General features: G+C 40.4%; 27 protein-coding genes and 1 tRNA gene. 26 read left to right on the forward strand and 2 right to left on the reverse strand.

The window, feature by feature from the left end; all coding sequences use genetic code 11:
• Positions 1-181 precede the first annotated feature (181 nt).
• The 7 genes from H7U02_RS07940 to folP all read left to right on the forward strand — a co-directional run bounded on the left by H7U02_RS07940 (position 182) and on the right by folP (position 7,110).
• Positions 182-1,561, forward strand: coding sequence for a hypothetical protein (locus H7U02_RS07940; RefSeq protein ID WP_080610778.1), 1,380 nt, complete (start codon positions 182-184; stop codon positions 1,559-1,561).
• 162 nt (positions 1,562-1,723) lie between these two features.
• A complete protein-coding gene (gene rpsP / locus H7U02_RS07945; protein ID WP_002884675.1) occupies positions 1,724-1,996 on the forward strand; it encodes a 30S ribosomal protein S16 in 273 nt (90 codons plus the stop codon).
• Positions 1,997-2,007: 11 nt separating this feature from the next.
• Positions 2,008-2,256, forward strand: a complete 249-nt coding sequence (locus H7U02_RS07950; RefSeq protein WP_002884680.1) for a KH domain-containing protein — start codon at positions 2,008-2,010, stop codon at positions 2,254-2,256.
• A 162-nt stretch (positions 2,257-2,418) separates the two neighbouring features.
• Positions 2,419-3,681: a bifunctional folylpolyglutamate synthase/dihydrofolate synthase gene (locus H7U02_RS07955; RefSeq protein ID WP_110981119.1), complete on the forward strand. Its 1,263-nt coding sequence runs from the start codon at positions 2,419-2,421 to the stop codon at positions 3,679-3,681.
• A 66-nt stretch (positions 3,682-3,747) separates the two neighbouring features.
• Positions 3,748-5,592 (forward strand): APC family permease, encoded by a 1,845-nt coding sequence (locus H7U02_RS07960; protein ID WP_110981118.1) that lies wholly within the window; start codon positions 3,748-3,750, stop codon positions 5,590-5,592.
• Positions 5,593-5,737: 145 nt separating this feature from the next.
• Complete coding sequence (gene folE / locus H7U02_RS07965; protein ID WP_002884345.1) at positions 5,738-6,301, forward strand: GTP cyclohydrolase I FolE; 564 nt, start codon at positions 5,738-5,740, stop codon at positions 6,299-6,301.
• Positions 6,302-6,309: 8 nt separating this feature from the next.
• Complete coding sequence (folP, locus tag H7U02_RS07970) at positions 6,310-7,110, forward strand: dihydropteroate synthase (RefSeq protein WP_110981117.1); 801 nt, start codon at positions 6,310-6,312, stop codon at positions 7,108-7,110.
• Positions 7,111-7,142: 32 nt separating this feature from the next.
• Here folP and H7U02_RS07975 read toward each other — a convergent pair whose 3' ends face one another.
• Positions 7,143-8,594 carry an alpha-amylase gene (locus tag H7U02_RS07975; protein WP_110981116.1) on the reverse strand — a complete coding sequence of 484 codons (1,452 nt, stop codon included), beginning with the start codon at positions 8,592-8,594 and terminating at the stop codon, positions 7,143-7,145.
• Between the two features lie 223 nt (positions 8,595-8,817).
• Here H7U02_RS07975 and folB point away from each other — a divergent pair, with 223 nt between their 5' ends.
• From folB to H7U02_RS08015, 8 genes are all read left to right on the forward strand, one after another.
• Positions 8,818-9,177, forward strand: coding sequence for a dihydroneopterin aldolase (folB, locus tag H7U02_RS07980; protein WP_070576740.1), 360 nt, complete (start codon positions 8,818-8,820; stop codon positions 9,175-9,177).
• Entirely contained in the window at positions 9,174-9,665 is a 492-nt protein-coding gene (gene folK / locus H7U02_RS07985; RefSeq protein ID WP_110981115.1) for a 2-amino-4-hydroxy-6-hydroxymethyldihydropteridine diphosphokinase, read from the forward strand. The genes folB and folK overlap by 4 nt, the downstream gene beginning before the upstream one ends.
• Before the next feature lie 189 nt (positions 9,666-9,854).
• A complete protein-coding gene (gene murB, locus H7U02_RS07990) occupies positions 9,855-10,757 on the forward strand; it encodes a UDP-N-acetylmuramate dehydrogenase (protein ID WP_022496810.1) in 903 nt (300 codons plus the stop codon).
• A 46-nt stretch (positions 10,758-10,803) separates the two neighbouring features.
• Entirely contained in the window at positions 10,804-11,958 is a 1,155-nt protein-coding gene (locus H7U02_RS07995) for an ABC transporter ATP-binding protein (RefSeq protein ID WP_002884517.1), read from the forward strand.
• Complete coding sequence (locus tag H7U02_RS08000) at positions 11,942-12,736, forward strand: ABC transporter permease (RefSeq protein WP_002884253.1); 795 nt, start codon at positions 11,942-11,944, stop codon at positions 12,734-12,736. Before H7U02_RS07995 ends, H7U02_RS08000 begins: the two co-directional genes overlap by 17 nt.
• Complete coding sequence (locus H7U02_RS08005) at positions 12,733-13,509, forward strand: ABC transporter permease (protein WP_002884421.1); 777 nt, start codon at positions 12,733-12,735, stop codon at positions 13,507-13,509. Before H7U02_RS08000 ends, H7U02_RS08005 begins: the two co-directional genes overlap by 4 nt.
• A complete protein-coding gene (locus H7U02_RS08010; protein WP_155198207.1) occupies positions 13,502-14,569 on the forward strand; it encodes an ABC transporter substrate-binding protein in 1,068 nt (355 codons plus the stop codon). The genes H7U02_RS08005 and H7U02_RS08010 overlap by 8 nt, the downstream gene beginning before the upstream one ends.
• Before the next feature lie 309 nt (positions 14,570-14,878).
• Positions 14,879-15,778 (forward strand): SPFH domain-containing protein, encoded by a 900-nt coding sequence (locus H7U02_RS08015; RefSeq protein ID WP_004183097.1) that lies wholly within the window; start codon positions 14,879-14,881, stop codon positions 15,776-15,778.
• A 43-nt stretch (positions 15,779-15,821) separates the two neighbouring features.
• Here the strand turns inward: H7U02_RS08015 and H7U02_RS08020 are convergent, their stop codons facing one another.
• Positions 15,822-16,217: a VOC family protein gene (locus H7U02_RS08020; protein WP_002884456.1), complete on the reverse strand. Its 396-nt coding sequence runs from the start codon at positions 16,215-16,217 to the stop codon at positions 15,822-15,824.
• A 115-nt stretch (positions 16,218-16,332) separates the two neighbouring features.
• On the opposite strand from H7U02_RS08020, the gene H7U02_RS08025 reads away from it, so the two are divergent.
• From H7U02_RS08025 to gyrB, 11 genes are all read left to right on the forward strand, one after another.
• Positions 16,333-17,226: an ROK family protein gene (locus tag H7U02_RS08025; RefSeq protein WP_201043118.1), complete on the forward strand. Its 894-nt coding sequence runs from the start codon at positions 16,333-16,335 to the stop codon at positions 17,224-17,226.
• Between the two features lie 154 nt (positions 17,227-17,380).
• Positions 17,381-18,475, forward strand: coding sequence for a 3-phosphoserine/phosphohydroxythreonine transaminase (gene serC / locus H7U02_RS08030; RefSeq protein WP_014632766.1), 1,095 nt, complete (start codon positions 17,381-17,383; stop codon positions 18,473-18,475).
• 12 nt (positions 18,476-18,487) lie between these two features.
• Positions 18,488-19,045 carry a GNAT family N-acetyltransferase gene (locus tag H7U02_RS08035; RefSeq protein WP_201043119.1) on the forward strand — a complete coding sequence of 186 codons (558 nt, stop codon included), beginning with the start codon at positions 18,488-18,490 and terminating at the stop codon, positions 19,043-19,045.
• Between the two features lie 18 nt (positions 19,046-19,063).
• Positions 19,064-20,242, forward strand: coding sequence for a 3-phosphoglycerate dehydrogenase family protein (locus tag H7U02_RS08040; RefSeq protein ID WP_201043121.1), 1,179 nt, complete (start codon positions 19,064-19,066; stop codon positions 20,240-20,242).
• 55 nt (positions 20,243-20,297) lie between these two features.
• Complete coding sequence (locus tag H7U02_RS08045) at positions 20,298-20,792, forward strand: methylated-DNA--[protein]-cysteine S-methyltransferase (RefSeq protein ID WP_195435479.1); 495 nt, start codon at positions 20,298-20,300, stop codon at positions 20,790-20,792.
• Positions 20,793-20,826: 34 nt separating this feature from the next.
• Positions 20,827-21,180 (forward strand): arsenate reductase family protein, encoded by a 354-nt coding sequence (locus H7U02_RS08050; RefSeq protein WP_201043122.1) that lies wholly within the window; start codon positions 20,827-20,829, stop codon positions 21,178-21,180.
• 57 nt (positions 21,181-21,237) lie between these two features.
• A tRNA-Thr gene (locus H7U02_RS08055) sits at positions 21,238-21,308 on the forward strand.
• Between the two features lie 152 nt (positions 21,309-21,460).
• Positions 21,461-21,835 (forward strand): CidA/LrgA family protein, encoded by a 375-nt coding sequence (locus H7U02_RS08060; protein WP_002884266.1) that lies wholly within the window; start codon positions 21,461-21,463, stop codon positions 21,833-21,835.
• A complete protein-coding gene (locus H7U02_RS08065; RefSeq protein ID WP_002884772.1) occupies positions 21,828-22,523 on the forward strand; it encodes an LrgB family protein in 696 nt (231 codons plus the stop codon). The genes H7U02_RS08060 and H7U02_RS08065 overlap by 8 nt, the downstream gene beginning before the upstream one ends.
• An 85-nt stretch (positions 22,524-22,608) precedes the next feature.
• Positions 22,609-23,169 (forward strand): HAD-IA family hydrolase, encoded by a 561-nt coding sequence (locus H7U02_RS08070; RefSeq protein ID WP_037602875.1) that lies wholly within the window; start codon positions 22,609-22,611, stop codon positions 23,167-23,169.
• Positions 23,170-25,122 carry a DNA topoisomerase (ATP-hydrolyzing) subunit B gene (gene gyrB, locus H7U02_RS08075; RefSeq protein WP_037601635.1) on the forward strand — a complete coding sequence of 651 codons (1,953 nt, stop codon included), beginning with the start codon at positions 23,170-23,172 and terminating at the stop codon, positions 25,120-25,122.
• Positions 25,123-25,167: the final 45 nt, after the last annotated feature.

Consider the following 25,167-nt stretch of genomic DNA (forward strand, 5'->3'; position numbering starts at 1 on the left):
TGGGACTTTTTGTGTACACTTAAAAAGCTCTATAATCTCTACAGTGGTTTTACCCACTACAGAAATTATAGAGCCATTTAATAAGAATTTTTAGAATTCTTGTTAATCCCTATTTTTATGTTAAAAAGTATGGTAAAATAGGGAAGTTAATCATGTGTTTTTTAATTCAGGGGGATTTATTATGTTGAAAGACGAATGGTTAGAGTACTTTGAGGCTGTGAATGGCCGAAAACCAAGACCAATCGACTTTAAAGAAGCCTTGGAACGAGGAGAGTTTGTTCTTTCTGAAGGTGCAGAGGCTCACCAAGTAGCTGATCAAGGAGAATCATCAGCTGACCAACAGTTTGAAGAAGGAACCGCAACTGCCAGAGCACTAGCCCAGTCTCAGAAAGAGCGTGACAACGCGCAAGAGGCTATGGCAAATGCGGCCCAAGAAAAGAGGAAGGCCCTATCTCAAGAGACTGTTGGTCAAGTAAGAACCATTCAGTCGGGCCGTCAGGCTGAGGATATTCAAAAAGAAGAGGAACAACGCAAACGCGTCGCAGAGGCTAAGGAGCGTTTGGCAAGTTATGCGCCAACCCGTCCAGATGCAGGAAATCATTCTGTTAATACCTCGAATGAACCTAATCAATCTATTCCAGTTTTCAGTAACCAAGCACAGCATCTTGGATTGTCTGAGGATTTGACAAAACTTGATCAAAAGGAAGAAAAAGCAGCTAAGAAGCTTGCTCGTCAAGCTGCTCGTGATAAGAAAAAGGCTGAAAAATTAGCTGCTAAAGCTAAATCTAAGGAAGAACAGACAGTTGCCAAACTAGAAAAGAGATTGGAAAGTCAGGTTCGTCTTCTAGAAACGATTCAAAACGCTAATCAAAAATCGCAAAAGGCCAAAAATTGGGGCAAAGGAGCCTTGATTTCTAGTCTTGTTGCTGTTGTTTTGATGTTGCTCGTCGGTGGTGTATATGGTTTTTGGCGTAATGCTTCGGGGAACATTGAGGGGACTTGGGAATTAAAATCGTCTAAGGTCTTGGACGAAAATTCTGGAAAGTTAACCAATGCTCTGAAAGAACATGAAGATAAAGATGAAATTTACGTCTCTTTCCTTAAAGTTGATCAGTCTAATAATTTACAAACACATTCTTACTTCTATAAAAAAGGTGAGGAGGATCAGCCTACTTTTACAGCTTCAGATTATTTGAAGGAATATCAAGTTGTTGATCAGTGGAATAAATCGATCACCTATACTAAAGAAGTTTCAGAATTTAAACGTGAGTTGACTAAAGTTGTCTCGCAACTTTATCCTAATGCAGATAAGAATCTAGTAGATTACTATATTTCGGATAACGTAGATAACTACCGACTCTACCGTAAAGGGAAACGCACCAAGTCTTATACTGTAAATAAAGATACCTTGGTTGTTTCTACCTACAACGAGGATGGCAAGTTGACCAGTCGTGATACTTACGAGAAAGTGTCGAAGGCAGCTGCTAAGGGTTTAGAAGCTGAATATGCTGAAGCAAAGGTAGCTTATGAAAAAAATCATAAGACTACAGCTAAGAAATAGTCGAAAAGGAAGTTAGAGTTTGACTCTAACTTTTTTTGTAGAAATTTTAAGTCTGTCAAGTTTTTTTCTTGACACATAAAAATGATATGGTATACTAGTTAAGGTCGAGGGGCGATAAGTGCCCCCACCATAATAAAAAACTAAAGAAAAGAGATATTAAAAATGGCAGTAAAAATCCGTTTGACTCGTATGGGTTCTAAGAAAAAACCTTTCTACCGTATTAACGTTGCAGATTCACGTGCTCCACGTGATGGACGTTTCATCGAAACAGTTGGTACTTACAACCCACTCGTTGAAGAAAACCAAGTAACACTTAAAGAAGAACGTGTTCTTGAGTGGTTGTCTAAAGGTGCACAACCTTCAGATACAGTTCGTAACATCCTTTCAAAAGAAGGCGTTATGAAGAAATTCCACGAATCAAAATTCTCAAAATAATTTTTTAGCCTATGGATACCATTGAAAATCTTATTATCGCTATCGTTAAACCTTTAATTGCTTCACCAGATCAGTTGACCATCAAAATTATTGACGGTCCTGAGTTTTTGGAGTACCATCTTGATCTTGCCCCAGCCGATATTGGGCGTGTTATCGGGAAAAAAGGACGTACTATTACGGCGATAAGAGCGATTGTCTATTCGGTACCTACTCAAGGTAAAAAAGTTCGTCTTGTTATTGACGAAAAAGAGAAAGCTTAAGAGGTGACCCTAGGGTTGCCTTTTTTGCATATTTTGGTTATACCTAGAAGTCTTTGGTATAATAAGAGCGTCAAAGCATTAAGCTCAAGGAAAAACTAGAAATCTAGTTTAGAGGTCAGCTTAATGACTAAGTTGAAGCATTAGCCTAAAAAAGGAGTAATTATGACTTATCAGGAAGCGTTGGATTGGATTCATGGACAATTAAAATTTGGCATCAAGCCTGGCTTGGAGCGTATGGCTTGGATGCTTAAAGAGTTGGGAAATCCACAAGATAATCTCAAGGCTGTGCATATCGTGGGAACAAACGGCAAAGGGTCTACAGTCAATGCCCTACAAACCATTTTTACCCAGGCGGGTTATGAGGTTGGAACCTTTACCTCACCCTATATTATTGACTTCAAGGAACGAATCTCTCTTAACGGTCAGATGATTTCAGAAGAGGACTTACTTGACCTGGTTAATCGTGTGAAGCCTGTGGTTGAACGTCTACCAAAAGAGACAGAGCATGAAAATGCGACAGAGTTTGAAATTATCACAGTCTTGATGTTCCTCTATTTTGGTCAGATCCATCCTGTGGATATCGCATTCATTGAAGCGGGAATGGGTGGTCTTCATGATTCGACTAATCTCTTTAAGCCCTTGGCAGTCCTGTGTCCATCGATTGGTTTAGATCATCAGGCTATTTTGGGAAATACCCATGCTGAAATTGCAGCAGAAAAAGCTGGTGTTTTGAAGAATGGGGCTCCCTTTATTTATGCGACTGACCGTACTGATGTTCGAGATGTTTTCGAGAAGAAGGCGCGTGAAGAAGGTTCTAAGACCTATGAGCTGGGGAGAGATTTCACAGCTGAAGGGTCAAGCCATTCCTTTGATTTTACCTATGGAGAGCAAAGGTTAGATGATATAGCCTTGGCTATGGCCGGTCAACACCAAGTGGCAAATGCTAGCTTGGCTATCATGGCTTCTTTATTGCTTCAAAAAGATTATCCTAAAGTAACTCTTGAACTCATAAAGAATGCCCTGGCTCATGCCCATTGGCGAGGTCGAACAGAATTTTTAAGACCTAATCTCATGATTGATGGTGCTCATAATAATGAGAGTGTTAAAGTTTTGATTGACTTGTTGCAATCAGAGTATGCCAATAAGGAGATTGAACTTCTCTTTGCAGCGATTGATACCAAGCCTATTGACGGAATGCTTGCCCAACTAAAATCGGTTGGTGACTTGACTGTAACGAGTTTTGACTATCCAAACAGTGTTAAATTAGATAAATACCCAGAGGCCTATAAGCAGGTACCAGACTTCAAAACATGGATTAAAGAACATATGACGACTGACAATAAGAAACTTTATGTGGTAACGGGATCTCTATACTTCATTTCTCAGGTCAGAAAATGGGTTTTAGAGCAGGCAAGTGATGGTTAAGACTTGAAAGATGACATTTAGGGGCGTATAATAGCCCTCGTATGTTTTAAAAGTAAGGAGATCACAATGTTTCAACGTCTGAAAAACATTTTAATCGGTGAACCTTTAACTCATGATGATAGTGGTGATGGACACTTATTGTCCAAGATTCAGGCCTTGGCCATGTTGTCGAGTGATGCACTTTCATCTATCGCCTATGGTCCAGAGCAGGTCGTCTTGGTTCTGACAGCTGTATCTAGTGCGGCTATTTGGTGGTCAATCCCTATTGGACTTTTGGTTCTCGTCCTTTTGGCCAGTCTTACCATTTCTTATAGACAGGTTATCAAAGCCTATCCTCAAGGTGGTGGCGCCTATGTGGTAACGACGGAAAATCTGTCTCCTAAGTTTGGCTTGATAGCTGGTGGTAGTCTTTTGGTCGATTACATGTTGACGGTTGCTGTTTCAGTGGCCTCAGGTGCAGATGCCATTACTTCAGCCCTTCCCTTCCTGCATCCTTTCAATCTTGAAATATCAATGATTTTGGTGCTTGTTTTGATGGTTATGAACCTTAGGGGAATGCGTGAATCGGCAAAATCTTTGATGATACCCGTTTATCTCTTCATTGTTTCGACGCTATTCTTGTTGGGATTTGGTTTCTTTCAAATTTTAACGGGTCATATGCCATACGCAGCCACAGCACATTTAGGACAACCAATTACAGGTGTGTCATTGATTCTTATTTTAAGGGCCTTTACTTCAGGTTCTGCCTCATTGACAGGGGTAGAAGCTATCTCTAATGCGGTGCCTTTCTTTAAGAAACCTAAGGCCAAAAATGCAGCTTCAACCCTCTTTATCATGTCTAGCATTTTGGGGGCTATGTTTGCGGGAATTACCTTCCTCAACTGGTGGACAGGTATTACACCTCATGCAGGAGTAACCATCTTGTCACAAATGGCTAGAGAAATTCTCGGTCAGTCATGGATTGGTAGTATTCTATTTTACGTTTTCCAATTCTCTACTGCCATGATTCTTGCAGTAGCGGCTAACACAGGTTTTTCAGCCTTTCCGATGTTGTCCTTTAATATGGCGAAAAATAAATACATGCCTCACATGTACCTTGAAAAAGGGGCACGTATGGGATACTCTAATGGGATCTTGACACTTGCAATTGGTGCCATTACCCTTTTGTTTATTTTCCGAGGAAATACGGAACGGTTGATTCCACTTTATACCATCGGTGTATTTATTCCATTTGCTCTTTCTCAAACGGGGATGGTTATCCATTGGATTCGTGAATATGGTAAGGGATTCTGGAAACACTCTTTAGCTAATATCTTGGGTGCCCTCATTTGTTATGCTATTGTTCTCATTCTCTTCCTTTTCCGTTTAGGAGATATCTGGCCATTCTTCCCAATTATTGCAATCTTGATGTGGATGTTCCTTAAGATTAAAAAACACTATAATGGTGTTGCTCAACAGTTGCGTATTGATGGAGCGGTAGAAGAACACCATTATCAAGGAAATATTGTTCTTATCCTCGTTGGGAATGTTACCAAGGCTAATATCGGAGCTATTTCCTATGCACGTTCTATTGGTGACAAGGTTATCGCCATGCATGTATCTACTAAGGATACTGAGAACAAGGACAAGGAAACTGAACAAGAGTTTAAAAAATATTTCCCTGAAATTGAGATGGTTCATATCCAATCACCGTACAGCTCAATCACTCAGTCAACCATTCAGTATGTGGACGAGGTCGCCACTCAAGCTGAGAAGGATAATGCGACTCTGACAGTCATGATTCCTCAGTTTGTGCCTAAAAAATCATGGCAAACCATGCTTCATAACCAGATGAGTTTGCGATTGAAATATTACCTCAAATGGCGTGAGAATATTGTCGTTTCATCCTATTCTTACCACTTGAAAGACTAAAAAATATAAGCGAAGATAACCTCTATATGAAAGGTAGTCTTCGCTTTTTTTGAGGTTTAGGTAGCTAGGAAATCTCATTTTTTGCAAGAAAAATCCAGCAAAATAAGGTATAATAGATAGTATTATAACGTTGCAAGAGGAAATTATGGCAAATCAAGAAAAAGTAGAACAAGCAGTCTATCAACTATTGGAAGCTCTAGGTGAAAATCCTGAGCGTGAGGGACTTTTGGACACACCAAAACGTGTGGCTAAGATGTATGCTGAGATGTTTTCAGGTCTAAATGAAGACCCTAAGGATCAATTTACAGCTGTCTTTTCAGAAGTCCATGATGAAGTTGTCCTTGTCAAGGATATTCCTTTTTACTCTATGTGTGAGCACCATTTGGTTCCATTTTATGGTAAGGCCCATGTGGCTTATTTGCCAAGTGGAGACAAGGTGACAGGACTTTCCAAATTAGCGCGTGCGGTTGAAGTAGCTGCTCGTCGTCCACAGTTGCAAGAACGTCTTACGGATCAAGTTGCTACAGCACTTGAAGAAGCTCTGAATCCTCGAGGAGTTTTTGTCATGGTTGAAGCAGAGCACATGTGCATGACCATGCGAGGCATTAAGAAACCAGGAAGTAAGACAATCACAACTGTCGCTAAGGGCCTTTATAAAGAAGACCGTGAAGAACGCAAGGAAATTCTTTCATTGATGCGTGATTTTTAGGAGTTAAGATGTTTATAGGCAAACATGAGATTGCAGGTAAGGCCTGTATTATGGGAATCTTGAATGTCACCCCTGATTCTTTCTCAGATGGTGGCGATTTTGACACTGTAGAGGATGCGTTGGATCAAGTTGAGCGTATGATTGCCCAAGGAGCTAGCATTATCGATGTGGGTGGTGAATCCACAAGGCCTGGAGCAGAATTTGTCACTGAGGAAGAAGAGATTGCTCGTATCGTTCCAGTTATTCAGGCTATCAAGGCAAAATATGATGTGCTTATCAGTATTGATACCTATAAGACAGCCACTGCTAGAGCTGCTCTTGAAGCAGGTGCAGATATTCTAAATGACGTCTGGGCTGGACTTTATGATGGTCAGATGTTAGCTTTAGCAGCTGAAAAGAATGTGCCGATTATCCTTATGCATAATCAAAAAGAAGAAGTATACAATGATGTCACAGAAGATGTCTGTACATTCCTCAGTCAACGTGCTCAGGCCGCCTTGGAAGCAGGTGTGGCCAAGGACAATATCTGGATTGATCCAGGCTTTGGATTTGCTAAAAATGTCCAACACAATATTGATCTGCTAAAAGGCTTGGACAAGGTCGTTTCCTTGGGCTATCCTGTTCTTTTTGGAATTTCTCGTAAGCGAGTTGTGGACTACCTACTAGGTGGGAATACTCAAGCTAAGGATCGCGACCAGGGGACAGCTGCCTTATCTGGCTATGCAGTTACCAAAGGATGTCAGATTGTTCGTGTGCATAATGTTGATGTCAATCGTGATATTGTTAAGACCATTTCAGGGATTTTATGATACTAAAAAAAGCTCGATTGAGCTTTTTTTTCTTAGTCTTGAATTGTCCAAACGCTGACAGATTTTTCAGAAACTGGGAAGTCTCCCCATCCGTCTTCGTCAATGGTTACAGTATCAGAGCAGTTTCCAAGAATGTCATAGAAGGTTTGGCCGGCCCAATCACTACCAATTTCCATAGACTTGCTGTTAGCAGCATCATTAGAGATTGTTACAGCTAATGGAGTGCCATCTTCGTTGCCAGAGCGTGTCCATCCAATACAGTTTGGATCATCAAAGTAGTCTGTTTGCTCTCCGTAAGCTAGGTCTTTACGAGCGTAGAGCAAGGTATCTAGAATCTCTTGGAAATTTTCTTGGGCAAATTCACCTTCAATGCCATAGTAGTCACCATAAAATAGGCAAGGAAGACCGTCTTCACGGAGAAGAATGAGAGCATAAGCAGCTGGTTTAAACCATTCTTCAACAGTAGATTCTAGAGCTTGTCCGCGTTGAGTGTCGTGGTTGTCTACGAAGGTCACGGCATGTTCAGGATGATTTTTGACCAAGGAATGCTCGAAAATTGTTGTTAAATCATAATCAGCTCCCGCTGTGCTAGCGTTGTGTAGATTGTTGTGGAGGGAAACATCGACGAGGTCAAAACGTTTTTCAATCTTTTCAAGATAGGTATTGTTATCCTCCTCGTTACCATTCCAAAATTCACCAAAGACATAGAAATCCTGACCTTGTTTTTCTTTGACATCGCGAATAAAATTACGCATAAAGAAAGAATCAATGTGCTTAACGGCATCCATTCGGAACCCTTGAACGCCTGTTGTTTCAACGAACCAGTCTGCCCATTCGTAAATATTTTCAATAACTTCAGGGTGTTTATAGTCTAGGTTGGCATACATAAGGTAGTCGAAGTTACCATTTTCGTTGTCAACCAAGTCGTTGTCTGCCCAGCCTTTGTTGTCACCTTGGATAAGATAGATACCACTTTTATTACGTTTGGCATCGAAGTCGGTTCCGTTAAAGTGGTACCAGTGCCATTCAAAATCGTTGTAGGCTTTATTACGTCCGTCAAAGGTGAAATGTGTCCAGCCTTCGATTTCAAATGGTTCGCTGATCTCTTGGGTACGGTCTTCTGGGTCAACTTCGACCACTTCGAAGGTCTCAAGTTTATCTGCTGCCGCCTTGTGATTAAGCACAACGTCGGCCATAGGTACAATACCAACTTCTTTGAGTTGGTTGATAGCATTGAGATATTCTTCTTTGAGGCCGTATTTGGTGCGGACTGTTCCTTTTTGGTCGAATTCTCCAAGGTCAAAGAGGTCATAGACCCCGTAACCAACATCATCTTTGTTTGTAGCTTTAAAAGCGGGTGGCATCCAAACGTGGCTGATGCCTAGGTCTGCTAAATGTTGGGCATCTTCAGCCAAATTGTTCCAGTGTTGACCGTCACTTGGGAGATACCATTCAAAATATTGCATTGCGGTTTGATTTGTCATAGTTTTTTTCCTTATTAGTTGAGATAGTCTTGCTTATAATTCAGGAGTCTCTTTTTAGCTCCTGTGCCTATATTTTACCAAATCAGAAGATTTATGCAATCGATTGCATAAAATGTAAATGCACTAACTTCAGATCTGTCTAAAATATCATACTAATTAGAGACCAACTTTTCAACTGTTTTGTGCTAGAATAAAGAAGAGTCTAGTGTCTTAAGGAGAAACTATGGATAAAATTATTTTAAATGGTTGCCGTTTTTATGGTTATCACGGGGCTTTTGCTGAGGAGCAGACCCTAGGGCAAATTTTTGTGGTTGATTTGGAATTGACTGTTGATCTAACTAAGGCTTCACAGAGTGACAATCTAGATGATACGGTTCACTATGGTTTGGTTTTCGAAGCCGTGCAAAAACAAGTGGAAGATAAAAAGTACATTTTGATTGAGCGTTTGGCGGGTGCGATTTGTGAGGATTTATTTGAACAATTTGCACCTATTCAATCTATTAAAGTTCGAATTACCAAGGAAAATCCACCAATTAATGGGCATTATAAGAGTGTTGGTATTGAATTGGAGCGTAGCCGATGACAAGAGTTTATTTGAGTTTGGGATCTAATATGGGTAATCGTCAGGACTATCTCCAAAAAGCTGTGGAGGCCTTGAATGACTTACCTGAGACAGAGGTTAAAGCAGTATCTTCCTATTATGAAACGGCTGCTTGGGGACTGACAGAACAGGCTGATTTTTTGAACCTTGCCTTGGTCTTAGAGACTCAGTTGCCGGCTGAAACCTTATTAAGTTATTGCCAGAAAATTGAAAAAAATCTTGACCGCGTTCGTCATGAGCATTGGGGGCCTCGGACAGTAGATATTGATATTCTTCTATATGGGCAGGAAATCTGGGAGACTGAGCACCTTAAAGTGCCCCATCCTTATATGAGTCAGAGAGCTTTTGTTTTGGTTCCCTTGATAGAAATAGCAGATGATTTGGTTGACCCTAAAACTGGCCAAGCCTACAAAAAATATTTGAGTCAATTAAACACTAGTGATGTCCGTAAATTGGAAGTTATGGACTAGCTTTGCGTGAAATTCCTTGTCGTCAAGATGGGGATTTTTTGCTATAATTAATCTTGGCTTTTTGCCGTATTTTTCTTTTTATTTTTAGGGAAAAATACTAACTCATTTTTAGGTAGTGATAGTAATATGGGGAAGTCTATCACGATACCTACAAAGAAATAAATGTATAGAAAAAGTATGGAAAATAACATGTTAGATGAACTTAAAGAAGATTTAGTGGGGATTGATATTCGTTTCGACGAACCCTTAAAACGTTATACATATACCAAGGTTGGTGGTCCAGCGGATTATTTGGCCTTTCCACGTAACCGCTATGAACTCTCTCGTATTGTCAAATTTGCTAATAAGCATGACATTCCTTGGATGGTGCTCGGTAATGCCAGTAATTTGATTGTCCGTGACGGTGGTATCAGAGGTTTTGTGATTATGTTTGACAGACTTAATGGTATTGCTGTTAATGGTTATCAGATTGAAGCTGAAGCGGGGGCTAATTTGATTGCGACAACCAAGGTGGCTCGTTTCCAAAGTTTGACTGGTTTTGAATTTGCAGCGGGGATTCCAGGTAGTGTTGGTGGTGCCGTCTTTATGAATGCGGGTGCCTATGGTGGCGAAATTGCCCATATCTTGGTTTCTGCTCAGGTTCTTACAAAAGACGGTGATATTCGTACGATTGACGCAAGAGATATGCGCTTTGGTTATCGTCGTTCAGTGCTCCAAGAAACAGGAGAGGTGGTTATTTCAGCTAAATTTAACCTCAAACCAGGAGACTACGAGCAAATCAAGAATGAGATGAACCGTCTTAATCACTTGCGAGAGCTTAAACAACCTCTTGAATACCCTTCATGTGGTTCGGTCTTTAAACGCCCACCAGGTCACTTTGCAGGTCAGCTAATTATGGAAGCTAACCTCAAGGGACATCGTATCGGCGGTGTCGAGGTGTCAACTAAGCATGCTGGTTTCATGGTCAATGTTGATCACGGAACAGCTAAAGATTATGAAGACCTTATTGCAGATGTTATCGCCAAAGTTAAGGAAAATTCAGGTGTTACACTAGAGCCTGAAGTACGTATCATTGGCGATAAATTAAACTAATAAAACCCTATCCCTATATTTGCTATCCATGGAGGATTTATGACAATTGACTAATCCGATTATTGCCTTTCGAAACGTCTCAAAAGTGTTTGAAGACAGTGGCACACAAGTTTTAAAAGACATCAACTTTGAACTAGAAGAAGGTAAGTTCTATACCCTACTTGGGGCTTCTGGTTCTGGTAAATCAACAATTTTGAACATCATTGCAGGTCTCCTAGATGCGACCAGTGGTGACGTCCTTTTGGATGGAAAGCGTATCAATGATATTCCTATCAATAAAAGGGATGTCCACACCGTTTTCCAATCCTATGCCCTCTTTCCACATATGAATGTCTTTGACAATGTGGCTTTTGCCCTTAAATTGAAAAAGGTGCCTAAAAAGGAAATCGAAGAGCGTGTAGAAGAAGCCTTAAAGATGGTTCAACTCAATGGTTATCAAAAACGCTCAATTCAAAAATTATCAGGTGGTCAACGTCAACGTGTGGCCATTGCCCGAGCAATTATTAACCAGCCACGTGTGGTCCTTTTGGATGAGCCCTTGTCAGCACTGGATTTGAAACTACGTACTGAAATGCAATACGAGTTGCGCGAATTGCAGCAACGTCTAGGGATTACCTTTGTCTTTGTTACCCACGACCAAGAAGAAGCCTTGGCCATGTCGGATTGGATTTTTGTTATGAACGATGGTGAAATTGTTCAATCAGGAACTCCGGTTGATATCTATGACGAACCTATCAATCACTTTGTTGCAACCTTTATTGGAGAATCTAACATCCTTCCAGGTGTTATGATTGAGGACTATTTGGTTGAGTTCAATGGGAAACGTTTTGAATCTGTCGATGGAGGAATGCGTCCTAACGAACCTGTCGAAGTGGTTATTCGTCCTGAAGATTTGCAGATTACACTTCCTGAGGAAGGTAAATTGCAAGTTCGCGTGGAAACTCAGCTCTTCCGTGGGGTCCACTATGAAATCATTGCCTATGACAATCTTGGCAATGAATGGATGATCCATTCAACCCGTAAGGCGATTGAGGGTGAGATTATCGGTCTTGATTTTACGCCTGAGGATATTCATATCATGCGTCTTAATGAGACAGAAGAAGAGTTCGATGCACGTATTGAAGAATATGTGGAAGTGGAAGAACATGAAGATGGCTTGATTAATGCCATTGAGGAGGAGCGCTATGAAGAAAACAGCTAGCCTCTTCTCGGTACCTTACCTCCTTTGGCTCCTACTCTTCGTGGTTGCTCCAGTGCTCATGCTACTCTATCAGTCTTTCTTTGATATCAGTGGCAACTTTACATTGGATAATTATGGCACCTTTTTTTCCAGTTGGACTTACTTAAGGATGAGTTTTAACTCGGTTCTTTATGCAGCCATCATTACTCTGGTAACTCTCCTTATCTCTTATCCGACAGCATATCTCTTAACCAGACTGAAGCATAAGCAACTTTGGTTAATGTTGGTCATTTTGCCAACCTGGGTCAATCTCCTTCTGAAAGCCTATGCTTTTATGGGGATTTTTGGTCAACAAGGTGGTATCAATGCTTTTCTTGGTTTCTTTGGGATTGCCCCCATGCAAATCCTCTTTACGGATTTCTCCTTTATCTTCGTAGCTAGCTACATTGAAATTCCCTTTATGATTCTACCGATTTTCAATGCACTGGATGATTTGGATGAAAATATTGTGAATGCAAGTAAAGATTTGGGAGCCAATGATTGGCAGACCTTTACCAAGGTTATTTTTCCCTTATCGCTTAATGGGGTACGCTCTGGTGTCCAGTCGGTCTTCATTCCTAGTCTCAGCCTCTTTATGCTGACACGCTTGATTGGTGGTAACCGAGTTATCACCCTAGGGACAGCTATCGAACAGCACTTCCTCACGACACAAAACTGGGGAATGGGGGCAACCATTGGTGTTGTTCTTATTGTTGCTATGATTGCGACAATGTGGTTAACAAAGGAGAGACGTCAATGAAAAAATTTGCAAATCTCTATTTAGCTCTTGTCTTTGTTATCCTTTACCTGCCAATCTTTTATTTAATCGCCTATTCTTTCAATAGTGGTGGCGATATGAATAGTTTCACAGGTTTTACTCTAGATAACTACCAGAGCATGTTTTCAGATAGCCGTCTTATGTTAATTCTGGCTCAAACCTTCTTTTTAGCTTTCCTTAGCGCTCTTCTAGCAACGATTATTGGTACCTTTGGGTCTATCTTTATCTATGAGAGTAAGCAGAAGCAACAGACTGGGATTTTATCCCTAAATAACGTGCTCATGGTTGCACCGGACGTCATGATTGGTGCAAGTTTCTTGATTCTCTTCACCTTGATTGGTTTCCAACTAGGTTTTGTATCTGTCTTATTGAGTCACATTGCCTTTTCAATCCCAATCGTGGTTCTCATGGTGTTGCCACGTCTCAAGGAAATGAATCGAGATATGGTGAATGCCGCTTATGACCTAGGTGCCACTCAATGGCAGATGTTACGTGAGGTTATGTTGCCATACTTGACACCTGGTATTATTGCTGGTTATTTCATGGCCTTTACCTATTCATTGGATGACTTTGCAGTAACCTTCTTTGTAACGGGGAATGGTTTTTCAACACTTGCTGTGGAAATTTACTCACGTGCACGTAAAGGGATTTCTCTGGAAATCAATGCCTTGTCAACCGTTGTTTTCCTATTCTCTATTCTTTTAGTGATAGGTTATTATGCGATTACCAAGGAGAAGGAGGAGCAGGATGCGTAGACTCTATCAATTTCTGGCAGGTATCTTAGCCATTATCTTCTTCCTTTGGGGCATCTCTGCCTACATGCAGAGTCGTACAGGAAATGTGTCGGACAAATTAGTTATCTATAACTGGGGTGATTATATTGACCCAGACCTCCTGACCAAGTTTACAAAAGAAACGGGCATCAAGGTTCAGTACGAAACCTTTGATTCCAATGAAGCTATGTATACCAAGATTAAGCAGGGCGGAACAACCTACGATATCGCTGTACCGTCAGACTATACCATTGATAAAATGGTTAAGGAAGACCTTTTGGTGAAGTTGGATAAATCTAAAATCAAAGGTTTTGACCAGATTGGATCAAGCTTTAAAGGACTTAGTTTTGACCCTCTCAATGACTATTCCATCCCTTATTTCTGGGGAACTGTCGGTATTGTTTATAATACAAAATTGGTGAAAAAAGCACCACAGCACTGGGATGATCTTTGGTCACCAGATTACAAAAACCAGATTATGCTAGTTGATGGCGCGCGTGAAGTCCTTGGTTTCTCACTGAATAGCCTGGGATATAGCTTGAATACGAAGAACATGACTGAATTACGTTTGGCTGAAACTAAACTTAATAGTCTAACACCAAATATCAAGGCTATTGTTGGTGACGAGATGAAGGGCTACATGGTTCAAGGTGATGCGGCCATTGGAGTAACCTTCTCAGGGGAAGCTAGTGAGATGCTTGATAAAAATGAGGACCTACGTTATGTTGTCCCATCTGAAGGCTCAAATCTTTGGTTTGATAATCTGGTGATTCCTAAGACTGTAAAGCATGAAAAAGAGGCTTATGCCTTTATCAACTTCATGCTTAAACCGGAAAATGCAGCCCAAAATGCTGAATATATTGGTTATGCCACACCTAACCAAGCAGCTAAAGCCTTGCTTCCAAAGAGTATCACTGATGATAAAGCCTTTTATCCATCAGAATCAACCATTAAAAACCTTGAAGTCTATAACAACTTGGGACAAAAATGGCTAGGAATCTATAACGATATTTACCTTCAAGTCAAGATGTATCGTAAATAAGTCTTTTGAGATTTGAGTTTTAGATGCCATCTAGAATGATTCTTCCAACGATTTTATTTTCGAAAATACTAAGAGGCTGAAACGCAATCGTTTCAGCCTTTTTCTTACATCGAAAAGTCTCGCCTATTGCGGACAAATTTCTCGACTAACAGGAGTTTCCAAGTTTTCAGGAGTGCTAACACATAAGCGATAAAGAAAGTGTCTCTTTTACACTATTTCAAATGAACCATACTATTTTTCTTGAAAAATTGTATCACTGTGCTATAATAAAGCAAAGAAATTTTTAATGTTTATTTTGGAGGACTTAACATGCAAGCAGCACTTCTCTTTTTACTGTTTTCATTCCTGATTATTTTGGGAATTCTCATCAGTATGCTTTACGTTGTACGTCAACAGTCAGTGGCTATCGTTGAACGTTTTGGGCGTTATCAAAAAATTGCAACGAGTGGGATTCATATGCGTTTACCATTTGGTATCGATAAAATTGCCGCTCGTATTCAATTACGTTTGCTTCAAAGTGAGATTGTGGTTGAGACTAAGACAAAGGACAATGTCTTTGTCATGATGAATGTGGCTACTCAATATCGTGTTAATGAGCAAAATGTTACAGATGCTTACTATAAACTCATGCGTCCAGAAGCTCAAATTAAATCATACATTGAGGATGCTCTCCGTTCATCAGTTCCTAAATTGACGCTCGATGAACTCTTTGAGAAGAAAGATGAAATTGCCCTTGAGGTTCAACACCAAGTGGCTGAAGAAATGACAACTTATGGTTATATCATTGTTAAGACCTTGATTACCAAAGTTGAACCAGATGCTGAAGTTAAACAGTCTATGAACGAAATCAATGCTGCTCAACGTAAGCGTGTCGCAGCTCAAGAATTGGCAGAAGCTGATAAGATTAAGATTGTCACAGCAGCTGAAGCTGAAGCTGAAAAAGATCGTCTTCACGGGGTTGGTATTGCCCAACAACGTAAGGCTATCGTTGATGGATTGGCTGAATCAATCGCAGAACTTAAAGAGGCCAATGTGGGTATGTCTGAAGAGCAGATTATGTCTATTCTTTTGACTAACCAATACTTAGATACGCTTAATACTTTTGCGGCTAAAGGCAATCAAACCTTATTCCTACCAAATAATCCAAACGGTGTGGATGATATTCGTACCCAAATTTTGTCAGCCTTAAAGACAGATAATAAAAATTAAGCACAAAAAGAAGCCAGATCTATACGATCTGACTTTTTTTGTTTTATTTTTCTAGGAATTGCGTCAAACGGATAACTTCAATCTTATAGCCATCTGGATCAGTGATAAAGTAGTACATTTTTGGTTTACCAGGAAGACCTGAGAGGTCTGTAACAGTGTAGCCAGCCTCTTTGTGAGCTTGGTGTGTAGCTTCTAGGTCATCAACACCAACGGCGATATGACCATATCCATCCCCGAGATCATAAGCTTCATGGTCGTAGTTATAGGTTAATTCCAACTCATAATCAGGATCATCTTCGAGTTGTAAATAGACAAGGGTGAACTTATATTCTGGAAAATCATTGCGACGAGCTTCTTTGAAACCAAGAGCTTCTTTATAAAATTTAAGTGAGGCTTCTAGGTCCTTGACACGGACACAAGTGTGTAGAAATTTAGTCATGTGAGATACTCCTTTTATCTAATTCTGTAAGTTTATGATAGCATTTTGGAACCGTTTTTTCTAGTTTTTGCTCTTTTGTGTTATAATGACGAAAAACAATCTGTGGAGGATGCTTATGACGATTTTAGCGATTGATTTTGGGGGAACACAGGTGAAGTCAGCACTTGTTTCGGAGCAGTTCGCCATTAAAAAGAGTCTGCCGACGCAGTCATCCCCACAAAACTTAGAACAAGCTATTGACGTGATTGATCAGATAGTTACTTCAGTTGAAGTAGACTTATCAGGTATAGCAATTAGTGTTCCAGGGACGGTTGATACTGAGGAAGGTGTGATTTATCATGGTGGCTTATTGAGGTTCTTCCACGGCTTTCGTATTAAAGAGGTCCTTGAAGCCAAGTACCATCTGCCTGTAATGGCACTTAATGATGGTAAAGCAGCGGCCTTGGCAGAGCTAGCCACAGGTCATTTGCAAGGAGTGACCAATGGTGCAGCCCTTGTTTTGGGTTCAGGTCTAGGTGGTGGATTCATTATTAATGGTAAACTTTTTCAAGGAAGCCACTTTCAAGCGGGTGAGTTGACCTTTCTGTTACCAGTTCAAATGGAAAAAGTTGATCCTTCATTGATGCGAGGCATGACTTTGTCGGCTGTTGGTTTAATTACCAAGGTAAATGAAGTGCTGGGTAACTCTGATTTAAAGGATGGTTTAGCGGCGTTTAGGGGCATAAATGCAGGAGATGAGACAGTCTATCCGCTTTTTGAAAACTATTGCCGTAACCTAGCCATCACCATTTTGAATCTTCAAACCATCTTTGATATGGAAACCTTTGTTATTGGAGGTGGTATTTCAGCCCAGCCGATACTTATCGAGGAGGTCAACCGCCAGTTTGATAAGGTTCACCATGAGATTGACTTTATCGGTAAAATTATTAAACGTCCCAAGATTGTTGCTTGTCATCATCATAATGGAGCTAATCTAATTGGGGCATCCTATTTTCTTAAGCAAAAATAAACGGATACTAAAATCAATTACTGATCAAAATATACATAAAATAGCTAACTTTTTTGAGGCGAGCGGTTAATCCCGTTCGTTTTTTACTGTTAACACTTTACAATATTCAGAAAATTCGCTATAATAGGACCATTAAAATTTTGGAGGTGTCTTTATGACAATTTATAATTTCTCAGCAGGACCTGCTACATTACCAAAACCAGTGCTTGAAAAAGCCCAAGCTGAATTGCTTAACTATCAAGATTCCGGTATGTCCGTGCTAGAAATGTCCCACCGTTCTCCAGAATTTGACAAAATCGTTAAAGATGCGGAAGCGACACTTCGTGAGCTTATGGCCATTCCAGATAACTATAAGGTTATTTTCTTGCAAGGTGGCGCTTCAACACAATTTACAATGGTCCCACTTAACCTCGCTCAAGGTAAGAAAGCTTACTACCTTGTAGGTGGTTCATGGGGTAAAAAAGCTTACACAGAAGCTGTTAAACTTTCAAAAACCATTCCTTTTGAACCAATTCTTTTGGCCTCTTCAGAAGAAACTGTTTACGATCATATCCCAAGTTTTGACCCAGCAACAATTGATCCAGAAGCTGCTTATGTTCACTTGACAACGAACAATACCATTGAAGGAACATCTATCTACGATTTGCCTGATACTAATGGTGTGCCAATTGTAGCTGATATGTCTTCAAATATTTTGGCTGCTCGTTACAATGTTGAGGACTTTGCCCTCATCTATGCTGGCGCTCAGAAAAATATTGGACCTGCTGGGGTGACAGTGGTTATCGTTCGTGAAGACTTCCTTAATGACCAACCACAATTGTCTGCCATGTTGGATTACCGTATTCAAGCTGAAGCAGGATCACTTTACAATACACCACCATGTTTCAACATCTATATTTCAAAACTCGTCTTTGACTGGGTTAAAAATGAAATCGGTGGCGTGGACAAGATGGCTGAAATTCAACGTGAGAAATCAGGTCTTCTTTACGACTACATTGAGTCATCTGATTTCTACACAAATCCTGTCAAAGATGCCAAGGATCGTTCTGTCTGCAACATCCCATTTGTAACACCAAGTAAAGAGTTGGATGCTAAGTTCGTAGCAGAAGCAGATGCTCTTGGTTTCAAGAATATCAAAGGACACCGTTCAGTAGGTGGTATGCGTGCTAGTGTTTATAATGCATTCCCACGTCAGGGTGTACTTGACTTGATTGACTTTATGAAGAAATTTGAAGCCGAAAATAAATAATTAGGTAAAGAGATGGAAATTAGACAAGCCTTCCCAAATGAAATTGGGGCTATCATGACTGTGATTGAGAGTGCTAGAACTGCTTTAGCAGAAGCGGGGAGTACCCAATGGCAAGGAGCTGATGGTTACCCTACTGAAGAAACTATCTTTGACGATGTCCTTAATGGGCAGGCCTATGTAGGAATTGTTGATGGTCAAATCGTTTCTTATGCTGCGGTGATTGTTGATGGAGACCCTGCTTACGACAAAATCTATGATGGGGACTGGAAACACCACAATAAGCGCTACATTACTTTTCATAGAATCGCCGTTTTAAGTGAATTTTCGGGTCAGGGCATTGCTCAAACCTTCATTCAAGGTCTTATTGAGGGAACGGATGCTCATGATTTCCGTTGCGATACGCATGAAAAGAATACTGTCATGCAGCATATTTTGGAGAAACTTGGCTATGTCTATTGTGGCAAGGTTCCTATTGATGGTGAACGTCTTGCTTATCAGAAAATCAAAACTAAGCGAGAGCAAGCCTTTTATCAAGAACTTGATGAAGCAGCTCACCACGGGATACATTGATTTAAGAGGAATAAAATTATGGTATTTAGTGTAAAAACGTATAACAATATTAACCAGATTGGTTTGAAGGAACTTGGAAATCATTTCCAAATTGATGGTGATTTAGCGGAAAATCCGGATGCCTATATCATTCGTAGTCAAAATCTCCATGACACTGTTTTTCCTGACAACTTGAAAGCTATTGCGCGTGCTGGTGCAGGTACTAACAATATCCCAGTTGACGAAGCAACTGAAAAAGGGATTGTTGTCTTCAATACTCCAGGTGCCAATGCCAACGCTGTTAAAGAAGCTGTTTTGGCCTCTATCTTACTCTCAGCACGTGACTATATTGCGGCTAATGCTTGGGTTAACACACTTAGTGGTGATGATGTTCCTAAACAAATTGAAGCAGGTAAGAAACAGTTTGCTGGTAGCGAGATTGCTGGTAAGACATTGGGTGTTATCGGGCTCGGTGCTATTGGTGCACGTATTGCCAATGATGCTTACCGTTTGGGAATGAAGGTCTATGGTTACGACCCATATGTTTCTATTGAAGCTGCTTGGAATATCTCTCACCATGTAAAACGTGTTTCTGATCTTAAAGAGATTTTTGAAAACTGTGACTATATCACTGTTCACGTTCCATTGACACCAGATACAAAAGGTACTTTCAATGCGGATGCCTTTAACCTCATGCAAAAAGGGACAACTATCATTAACTTTGCCCGTGCAGAGTTGGTAGATAACGATGCTCTCTTTGATGCTTTGGAAACAGGTGTGGTTAAACGCTATATCACAGACTTTGGTACAGAAGATCTTCTTAACAAACCTAAGGTGACTGTCTTCCCACACGTCGGTGGATCAACAGGTGAAGCAGAACTTAACTGTGCGATTATGGCTGGTCAAACCATTCGCCGTTTCATGGAAACAGGTGAAATTGTTAACTCTGTTAACTTCCCACGTGTGCAACAGGCCTTGAGTGCCCCATACCGTATTACTTTGATTAATAAAAACGTGCCTAATATTGTGGCTCGTATCTCTACTGCGGTTTCTGATTTTAATATCAATATCGATAATATCATCAACCGTTCTAAGGGCGACTATGCCTATACACTTCTTGACCTTGATGAAACAGACAAGTCTAAGATTGATGAATTGGTTGCTAAGTTTGAAGCTAGTGACAATATCGTTCGTGTGCGTTTGATTAAAGGTAAATAATAAGAGTTAATTGACAGGAACAAGAGATTCCTGTCTTTTTTGTTATAATAAAGACATGCTTTATCGTCAGTATTATTTATCTCCTATTGGACGCTTGTGCTTGGTGGCTAGTGACCAAGCACTTTATGGTATTTGGTTGGAGGGGCAAAAACATTTTCAGGCAGGGATCAAGGAAGAGGAGCTAGTAGACACCTCAAATCCTATCTTGAAAATGACCAAGAATTGGTTAGAGGCTTATTTTAAAGGCAATCATCCAAGTCCAGATATCCTCCCTCTAGCTGATAGAGGGACAGCCTTTCAGCTAAAGGTTTGGTCAGCTTTACGGGACATTCCTGCGGGGCAGAGCATAACTTATAGTCAGATTGGTAAAGTGATTTCATGTCAATCAGCTCAGGCTGTAGGAACTGCTGTTGGTAAGAATCCCTGGTTGATTATCGTCCCTTGTCATCGGGTTCTTCCTAGTAGTGGTCATATAGGAAAATACGCTGCAGGAGAAGACGCTAAGCGTTTCTTACTTCATTTAGAAGGCATTAGGTTTGACAATCCTTAGACAGATGTCTTATGCTAGAAAAAAGGAGAAAAACATGTATACTTTTTATGAATATCCCAAATGTAGCACTTGTCGTAAGGCAAAGGCAGAACTCAATCAATTAGGTTTAGATGTTGAATCTATTAATATTAAGGAAAATCCACCTTCAGCTCAATTTTTAAAAGAGCTTTTGGAAGGGTCAGATTTAGAACTTAAGAAATTCTTCAATACGAGTGGTCAATCCTACCGCTCTCTAGGTCTAAAGGATAAGTTGCCAACCCTATCTCTTGATGAAGCTGTTGAATTCTTGGCTTCAGATGGTATGTTGATTAAACGTCCTATCTTGATTAAAGATGGTAAGGTTTTACAGGTTGGTTACCGTACCCCTTACCAAGACTTAAATTTATAAAAAATAAGCAAAAAATCTTGCCACAGTAAATAGAAGTATGGTAAGATTAAAACAGTTGCCGCTATAGTTAAATGGTATAATAGAGCAATGGTAATGCTCCGTTCCGAGTTCAATTCTCGGTGGTGGCATCTGTGATAAAGTCCAGCCTTAGGGTTGGATTTTTTTATGTTCAAAGAGGCTGATTTATACCTCTCAATTTTTCAAAAGAATTTACTGAAAACTCTTGAAATTCAAAAAAAAAGGAGTAGACTAATAGGTGATTAAACCTAGGAGGCAAGTCGTGAAATACTACGTTCAATTCATGTTGATTTGTTTGTTTGCCGTTATTGGTGAAGCTATTTCAACATTCTTCAAATTACCTATTCCTGGAAGCATTATTGGTTTATTCTTGCTTCTTATTGCTCTTCAGCTTAAGTGGATTCGTCTACGTCATATTCATGCAGTAGCAGAGTTTTTGATTGCCAATATGACTATTCTATTTTTGCCAGCAGGTGTCGGTATTATGGAACGATGGAATGCTATTTCAGCGAATATTGTCCCTATTATTTTGATTATTATGGGAGCCTTGGTTCTTAATATTGTAGTAATTGCAGTAGTTGTCGGTTTCATCAAAAAACATTTTGAAGGTGATTACGAGGAGGTTAAACGTGGCTAATTTTTTTAATACACCCTTGTTTGGGCTAACACTTTCTGTACTAGCTTACACAATAGGGCTTTTGATTTATCGCCGTTTTCCTAATCCTTTGACAACGCCTCTTCTTGTATCGACTGCCTTGATTATCGTCATTTTGCACTATACAGGTATTTCCTACAAGGATTACTATGTAGGTGGCTCTTATCTTAACAGTTTGATTATACCTTCAACAGTCGCGCTAGCAGTTCCTTTTTATAAAAATCTACACCTCATGCGCCATCACTATAAGAGTATTCTAATTGGATCAACTGTTGCCTGTGTTTTAAATACGAGTTATACGGCCTTGATTGCTAAGCTTTTTGGGATGGATTATTTCCTAGCCATCTCTCTCTTTCCTAAGTCTGTAACGACTGCCATGGCTGTAGGAATTTCGGAAAAAATGCAGGGGATTACGACAGTAACCTTGGTTGTCGTTGTTATTACGGGTATCTTAACCTCTGTCTTGGGTCCTGTCTTTTTAAAAATGATTGGCATTAAGGATCCAGTTGCTATCGGACTTTCACTCGGAGGGACCGGACACGCTGTAGGTACTGGAACTGCCTTCAGATATGGTCAGGTTGCAGGTGCTATGGGCGGACTTTCAATCGCTGTAACAGGGATTCTATATGTCTTTATTAGTCCTATTGTGGCAAGTTTGATTCTGAAATAAAAAATTAAGGTTTGGATAGGTTTTCCAAGCCTTTTTAGCTGTGAAAAACAAGCAAAATCTGACCTTTTATGTTATAATTAAGGTTATGAATTATGGAGATTATATCTGGGATTTGGGTGGTACCTTGTTGGATAATTACCAGGTATCAACCCAAGCCTTTCTAGCAACTTTAGAACAATTTGAGCGTACAGCAGAACCTCAAGCAGTCTATGATGCCCTTAAGGTATCAACGAGCACTGCCATTGCTATGTTTGCGCCTGATATAGCTGATTTTCGAACCCTATATAAGCAAGAGGAAGCCAAGCATTTACAGGAACCTGTTTTTTTTGAAGGTGCTAAGACTGTCCTAGCTAAGATTGTGGCTGAGGGTGGGCGTAATTTTTTGGTTAGCCACCGTAATCACTTGGTGCTAGAAATCCTTGATAAAGCAGAAATTGCCTCTTATTTTACAGAGGTTGTAACTTCTGAAAATGGCTTTGCTAGAAAGCCGAGTCCAGATAGTTTCCTTTATTTAATTAACAAATACGATATTAAACACGGCTTGGTCATTGGTGACCGCCAGATAGATATAGAGGCAGGAAAAGCAGCAGGTCTGGATACCTTGCTTGTTGATGGCCATAAATCATTATTGGAGATTGTGACATAAATGACTGATGAATTAAAAAATCTTGAAGAAAAAGCGCAAGAATATGATGCCAGCCAGATTCAAGTCCTAGAGGGGCTTGAAGCGGTACGTATGCGCCCAGGTATGTATATTGGATCAACCTCAAAAGAAGGGTTGCATCATTTGGTATGGGAGATTGTCGATAACTCAATTGATGAGGCCTTGGCTGGTTTCGCCACTCATATTCAGGTCTTTATTGAGCCGGACAATTCTATCACGGTTGTCGATGATGGTCGTGGTATTCCAGTCGATATCCAAGAGAAAACAGGCCGTCCTGCAGTTGAAACTGTCTTTACGGTACTTCACGCTGGTGGTAAATTTGGCGGAGGCGGTTATAAGGTCTCTGGTGGATTGCACGGGGTTGGTTCTTCGGTCGTTAATGCCCTCTCAACACAACTTGATGTTAAGGTTTATAAAAATGGCCATATCCACTTCCAAGAGTATAAACGTGGGGTCGTGGTGGCAGATCTAGCAGTAATTGGTGAAACAGAGAAACATGGTACGACTGTTCACTTTACGCCAGACCCAGAGATTTTCCAAGAGACAACCGAGTTTGATTTTGGAAAATTGGCTAAACGTATCCAAGAGCTAGCCTTTTTGAACAAGGGGCTCCGTATCTCTATCACAGATAAGCGTGAGGGTCTCGAACAAGAGAAACATTATCACTACGAAGGTGGTATCACATCTTATGTGAAATACATCAATGAAAACAAGGATGTTATCTTTGATGAACCTATCTACACTGATGGTGAGATGGATGGTATTTCGGTTGAAGTTGCTATGCAATACACGACTGGCTATCATGAAACGGTGATGAGTTTTGCTAACAACATTCACACCCATGAAGGTGGTACCCACGAACAAGGTTTCCGTACAGCCTTAACGCGTGTCATTAATGACTATGCGCGTCAGAATAAGATTCTCAAAGAAAAAGATGATAATTTGACTGGGGATGATGTTCGTGAAGGTTTGACTGCTATCATCTCTGTCAAGCATCCAAACCCTCAGTTTGAAGGTCAAACCAAGACCAAGCTTGGAAACTCTGAAGTGGTTAAGATTACCAATCGCCTCTTCAGTGAGGCTCTAAGTCGCTTCCTCTTGGAAAATCCTGCCATTGCTAAGAAGATTGTTGAAAAAGGGATTTTAGCTTCTAAGGCTCGTATCGCCGCTAAACGTGCCCGTGAAGTGACACGTAAGAAGTCAGGTCTTGAAATTTCTAACCTTCCAGGGAAGTTGGCAGACTGTTCATCAAATAATGCCGAAATGAATGAACTTTTCATTGTCGAAGGGGACTCAGCTGGTGGTTCTGCTAAGTCAGGACGTAACCGTGAATTCCAAGCCATTCTGCCAATTCGAGGTAAGATTTTGAACGTTGAAAAGGCTAGCATGGATAAGATTCTAGCCAATGAAGAAATTCGTTCTCTCTTCACAGCTATGGGAACAGGTTTTGGAGCTGAATTTGATGTCAGCAAGGCTCGTTACCACAAGTTGGTAATTATGACCGATGCCGATGTCGATGGGGCTCACATCCGTACCTTGCTTCTGACTTTGATTTACCGCTTTATGCGTCCAGTCTTGGAAGCAGGCTATGTCTACATTGCACAACCTCCAATTTATGGGGTTAAGGTTGGTTCTGAGATTAAAGAATACATCCAACCTGGTGCCGATCAAGAAGACAAATTGCGTGCTGCTCTTGAAAAGTATAGTGTGGGACGTTCAAAACCTACGGTACAACGTTATAAAGGTTTGGGTGAAATGGATGACCACCAACTTTGGGAAACAACCATGGACCCTGAAAATCGTTTGATGGCACGTGTTTCTGTGGATGATGCTGCAGAAGCAGATAAGATTTTCGATATGCTGATGGGAGACAAGGTTGAACCTCGCCGCGAATTTATCGAAGAAAATGCCGTTTACAGTACTCTAGATATCTAATATTCTTTTAGAAAAGGGTGCAATGCTAGGATAACTATGATATAA

Source organism: Streptococcus sp. 3.1 (assembly GCF_016648915.1).
Taxonomy (GTDB): Bacteria; Bacillota; Bacilli; order Lactobacillales; family Streptococcaceae; genus Streptococcus; species Streptococcus salivarius_E.

Bases quoted from the DNA above. Each gene is read 5' to 3' on its own strand.
- H7U02_RS07940 (WP_080610778.1), top strand. From the start codon at position 182: ATGTTGAAAGACGAATGGTTAGAGTACTTTGAGGCTGTGAATGGCCGA.
- rpsP (WP_002884675.1), top strand. From the start codon at position 1,724: ATGGCAGTAAAAATCCGTTTGACTCGTATGGGTTCTAAGAAAAAACCT.
- H7U02_RS07950 (WP_002884680.1), top strand. From the start codon at position 2,008: ATGGATACCATTGAAAATCTTATTATCGCTATCGTTAAACCTTTAATT.
- H7U02_RS07955 (WP_110981119.1), top strand. From the start codon at position 2,419: ATGACTTATCAGGAAGCGTTGGATTGGATTCATGGACAATTAAAATTT.
- H7U02_RS07960 (WP_110981118.1), top strand. From the start codon at position 3,748: ATGTTTCAACGTCTGAAAAACATTTTAATCGGTGAACCTTTAACTCAT.
- folE (WP_002884345.1), top strand. From the start codon at position 5,738: ATGGCAAATCAAGAAAAAGTAGAACAAGCAGTCTATCAACTATTGGAA.
- folP (WP_110981117.1), top strand. From the start codon at position 6,310: ATGTTTATAGGCAAACATGAGATTGCAGGTAAGGCCTGTATTATGGGA.
- H7U02_RS07975 (WP_110981116.1), bottom strand. From the start codon at position 8,594: ATGACAAATCAAACCGCAATGCAATATTTTGAATGGTATCTCCCAAGT.
- folB (WP_070576740.1), top strand. From the start codon at position 8,818: ATGGATAAAATTATTTTAAATGGTTGCCGTTTTTATGGTTATCACGGG.
- folK (WP_110981115.1), top strand. From the start codon at position 9,174: ATGACAAGAGTTTATTTGAGTTTGGGATCTAATATGGGTAATCGTCAG.
- murB (WP_022496810.1), top strand. From the start codon at position 9,855: ATGTTAGATGAACTTAAAGAAGATTTAGTGGGGATTGATATTCGTTTC.
- H7U02_RS08000 (WP_002884253.1), top strand. From the start codon at position 11,942: ATGAAGAAAACAGCTAGCCTCTTCTCGGTACCTTACCTCCTTTGGCTC.
- H7U02_RS08005 (WP_002884421.1), top strand. From the start codon at position 12,733: ATGAAAAAATTTGCAAATCTCTATTTAGCTCTTGTCTTTGTTATCCTT.
- H7U02_RS08010 (WP_155198207.1), top strand. From the start codon at position 13,502: ATGCGTAGACTCTATCAATTTCTGGCAGGTATCTTAGCCATTATCTTC.
- H7U02_RS08015 (WP_004183097.1), top strand. From the start codon at position 14,879: ATGCAAGCAGCACTTCTCTTTTTACTGTTTTCATTCCTGATTATTTTG.
- H7U02_RS08020 (WP_002884456.1), bottom strand. From the start codon at position 16,217: ATGACTAAATTTCTACACACTTGTGTCCGTGTCAAGGACCTAGAAGCC.
- H7U02_RS08025 (WP_201043118.1), top strand. From the start codon at position 16,333: ATGACGATTTTAGCGATTGATTTTGGGGGAACACAGGTGAAGTCAGCA.
- serC (WP_014632766.1), top strand. From the start codon at position 17,381: ATGACAATTTATAATTTCTCAGCAGGACCTGCTACATTACCAAAACCA.
- H7U02_RS08035 (WP_201043119.1), top strand. From the start codon at position 18,488: ATGGAAATTAGACAAGCCTTCCCAAATGAAATTGGGGCTATCATGACT.
- H7U02_RS08040 (WP_201043121.1), top strand. From the start codon at position 19,064: ATGGTATTTAGTGTAAAAACGTATAACAATATTAACCAGATTGGTTTG.
- H7U02_RS08045 (WP_195435479.1), top strand. From the start codon at position 20,298: ATGCTTTATCGTCAGTATTATTTATCTCCTATTGGACGCTTGTGCTTG.
- H7U02_RS08050 (WP_201043122.1), top strand. From the start codon at position 20,827: ATGTATACTTTTTATGAATATCCCAAATGTAGCACTTGTCGTAAGGCA.
- H7U02_RS08070 (WP_037602875.1), top strand. From the start codon at position 22,609: ATGAATTATGGAGATTATATCTGGGATTTGGGTGGTACCTTGTTGGAT.
- gyrB (WP_037601635.1), top strand. From the start codon at position 23,170: ATGACTGATGAATTAAAAAATCTTGAAGAAAAAGCGCAAGAATATGAT.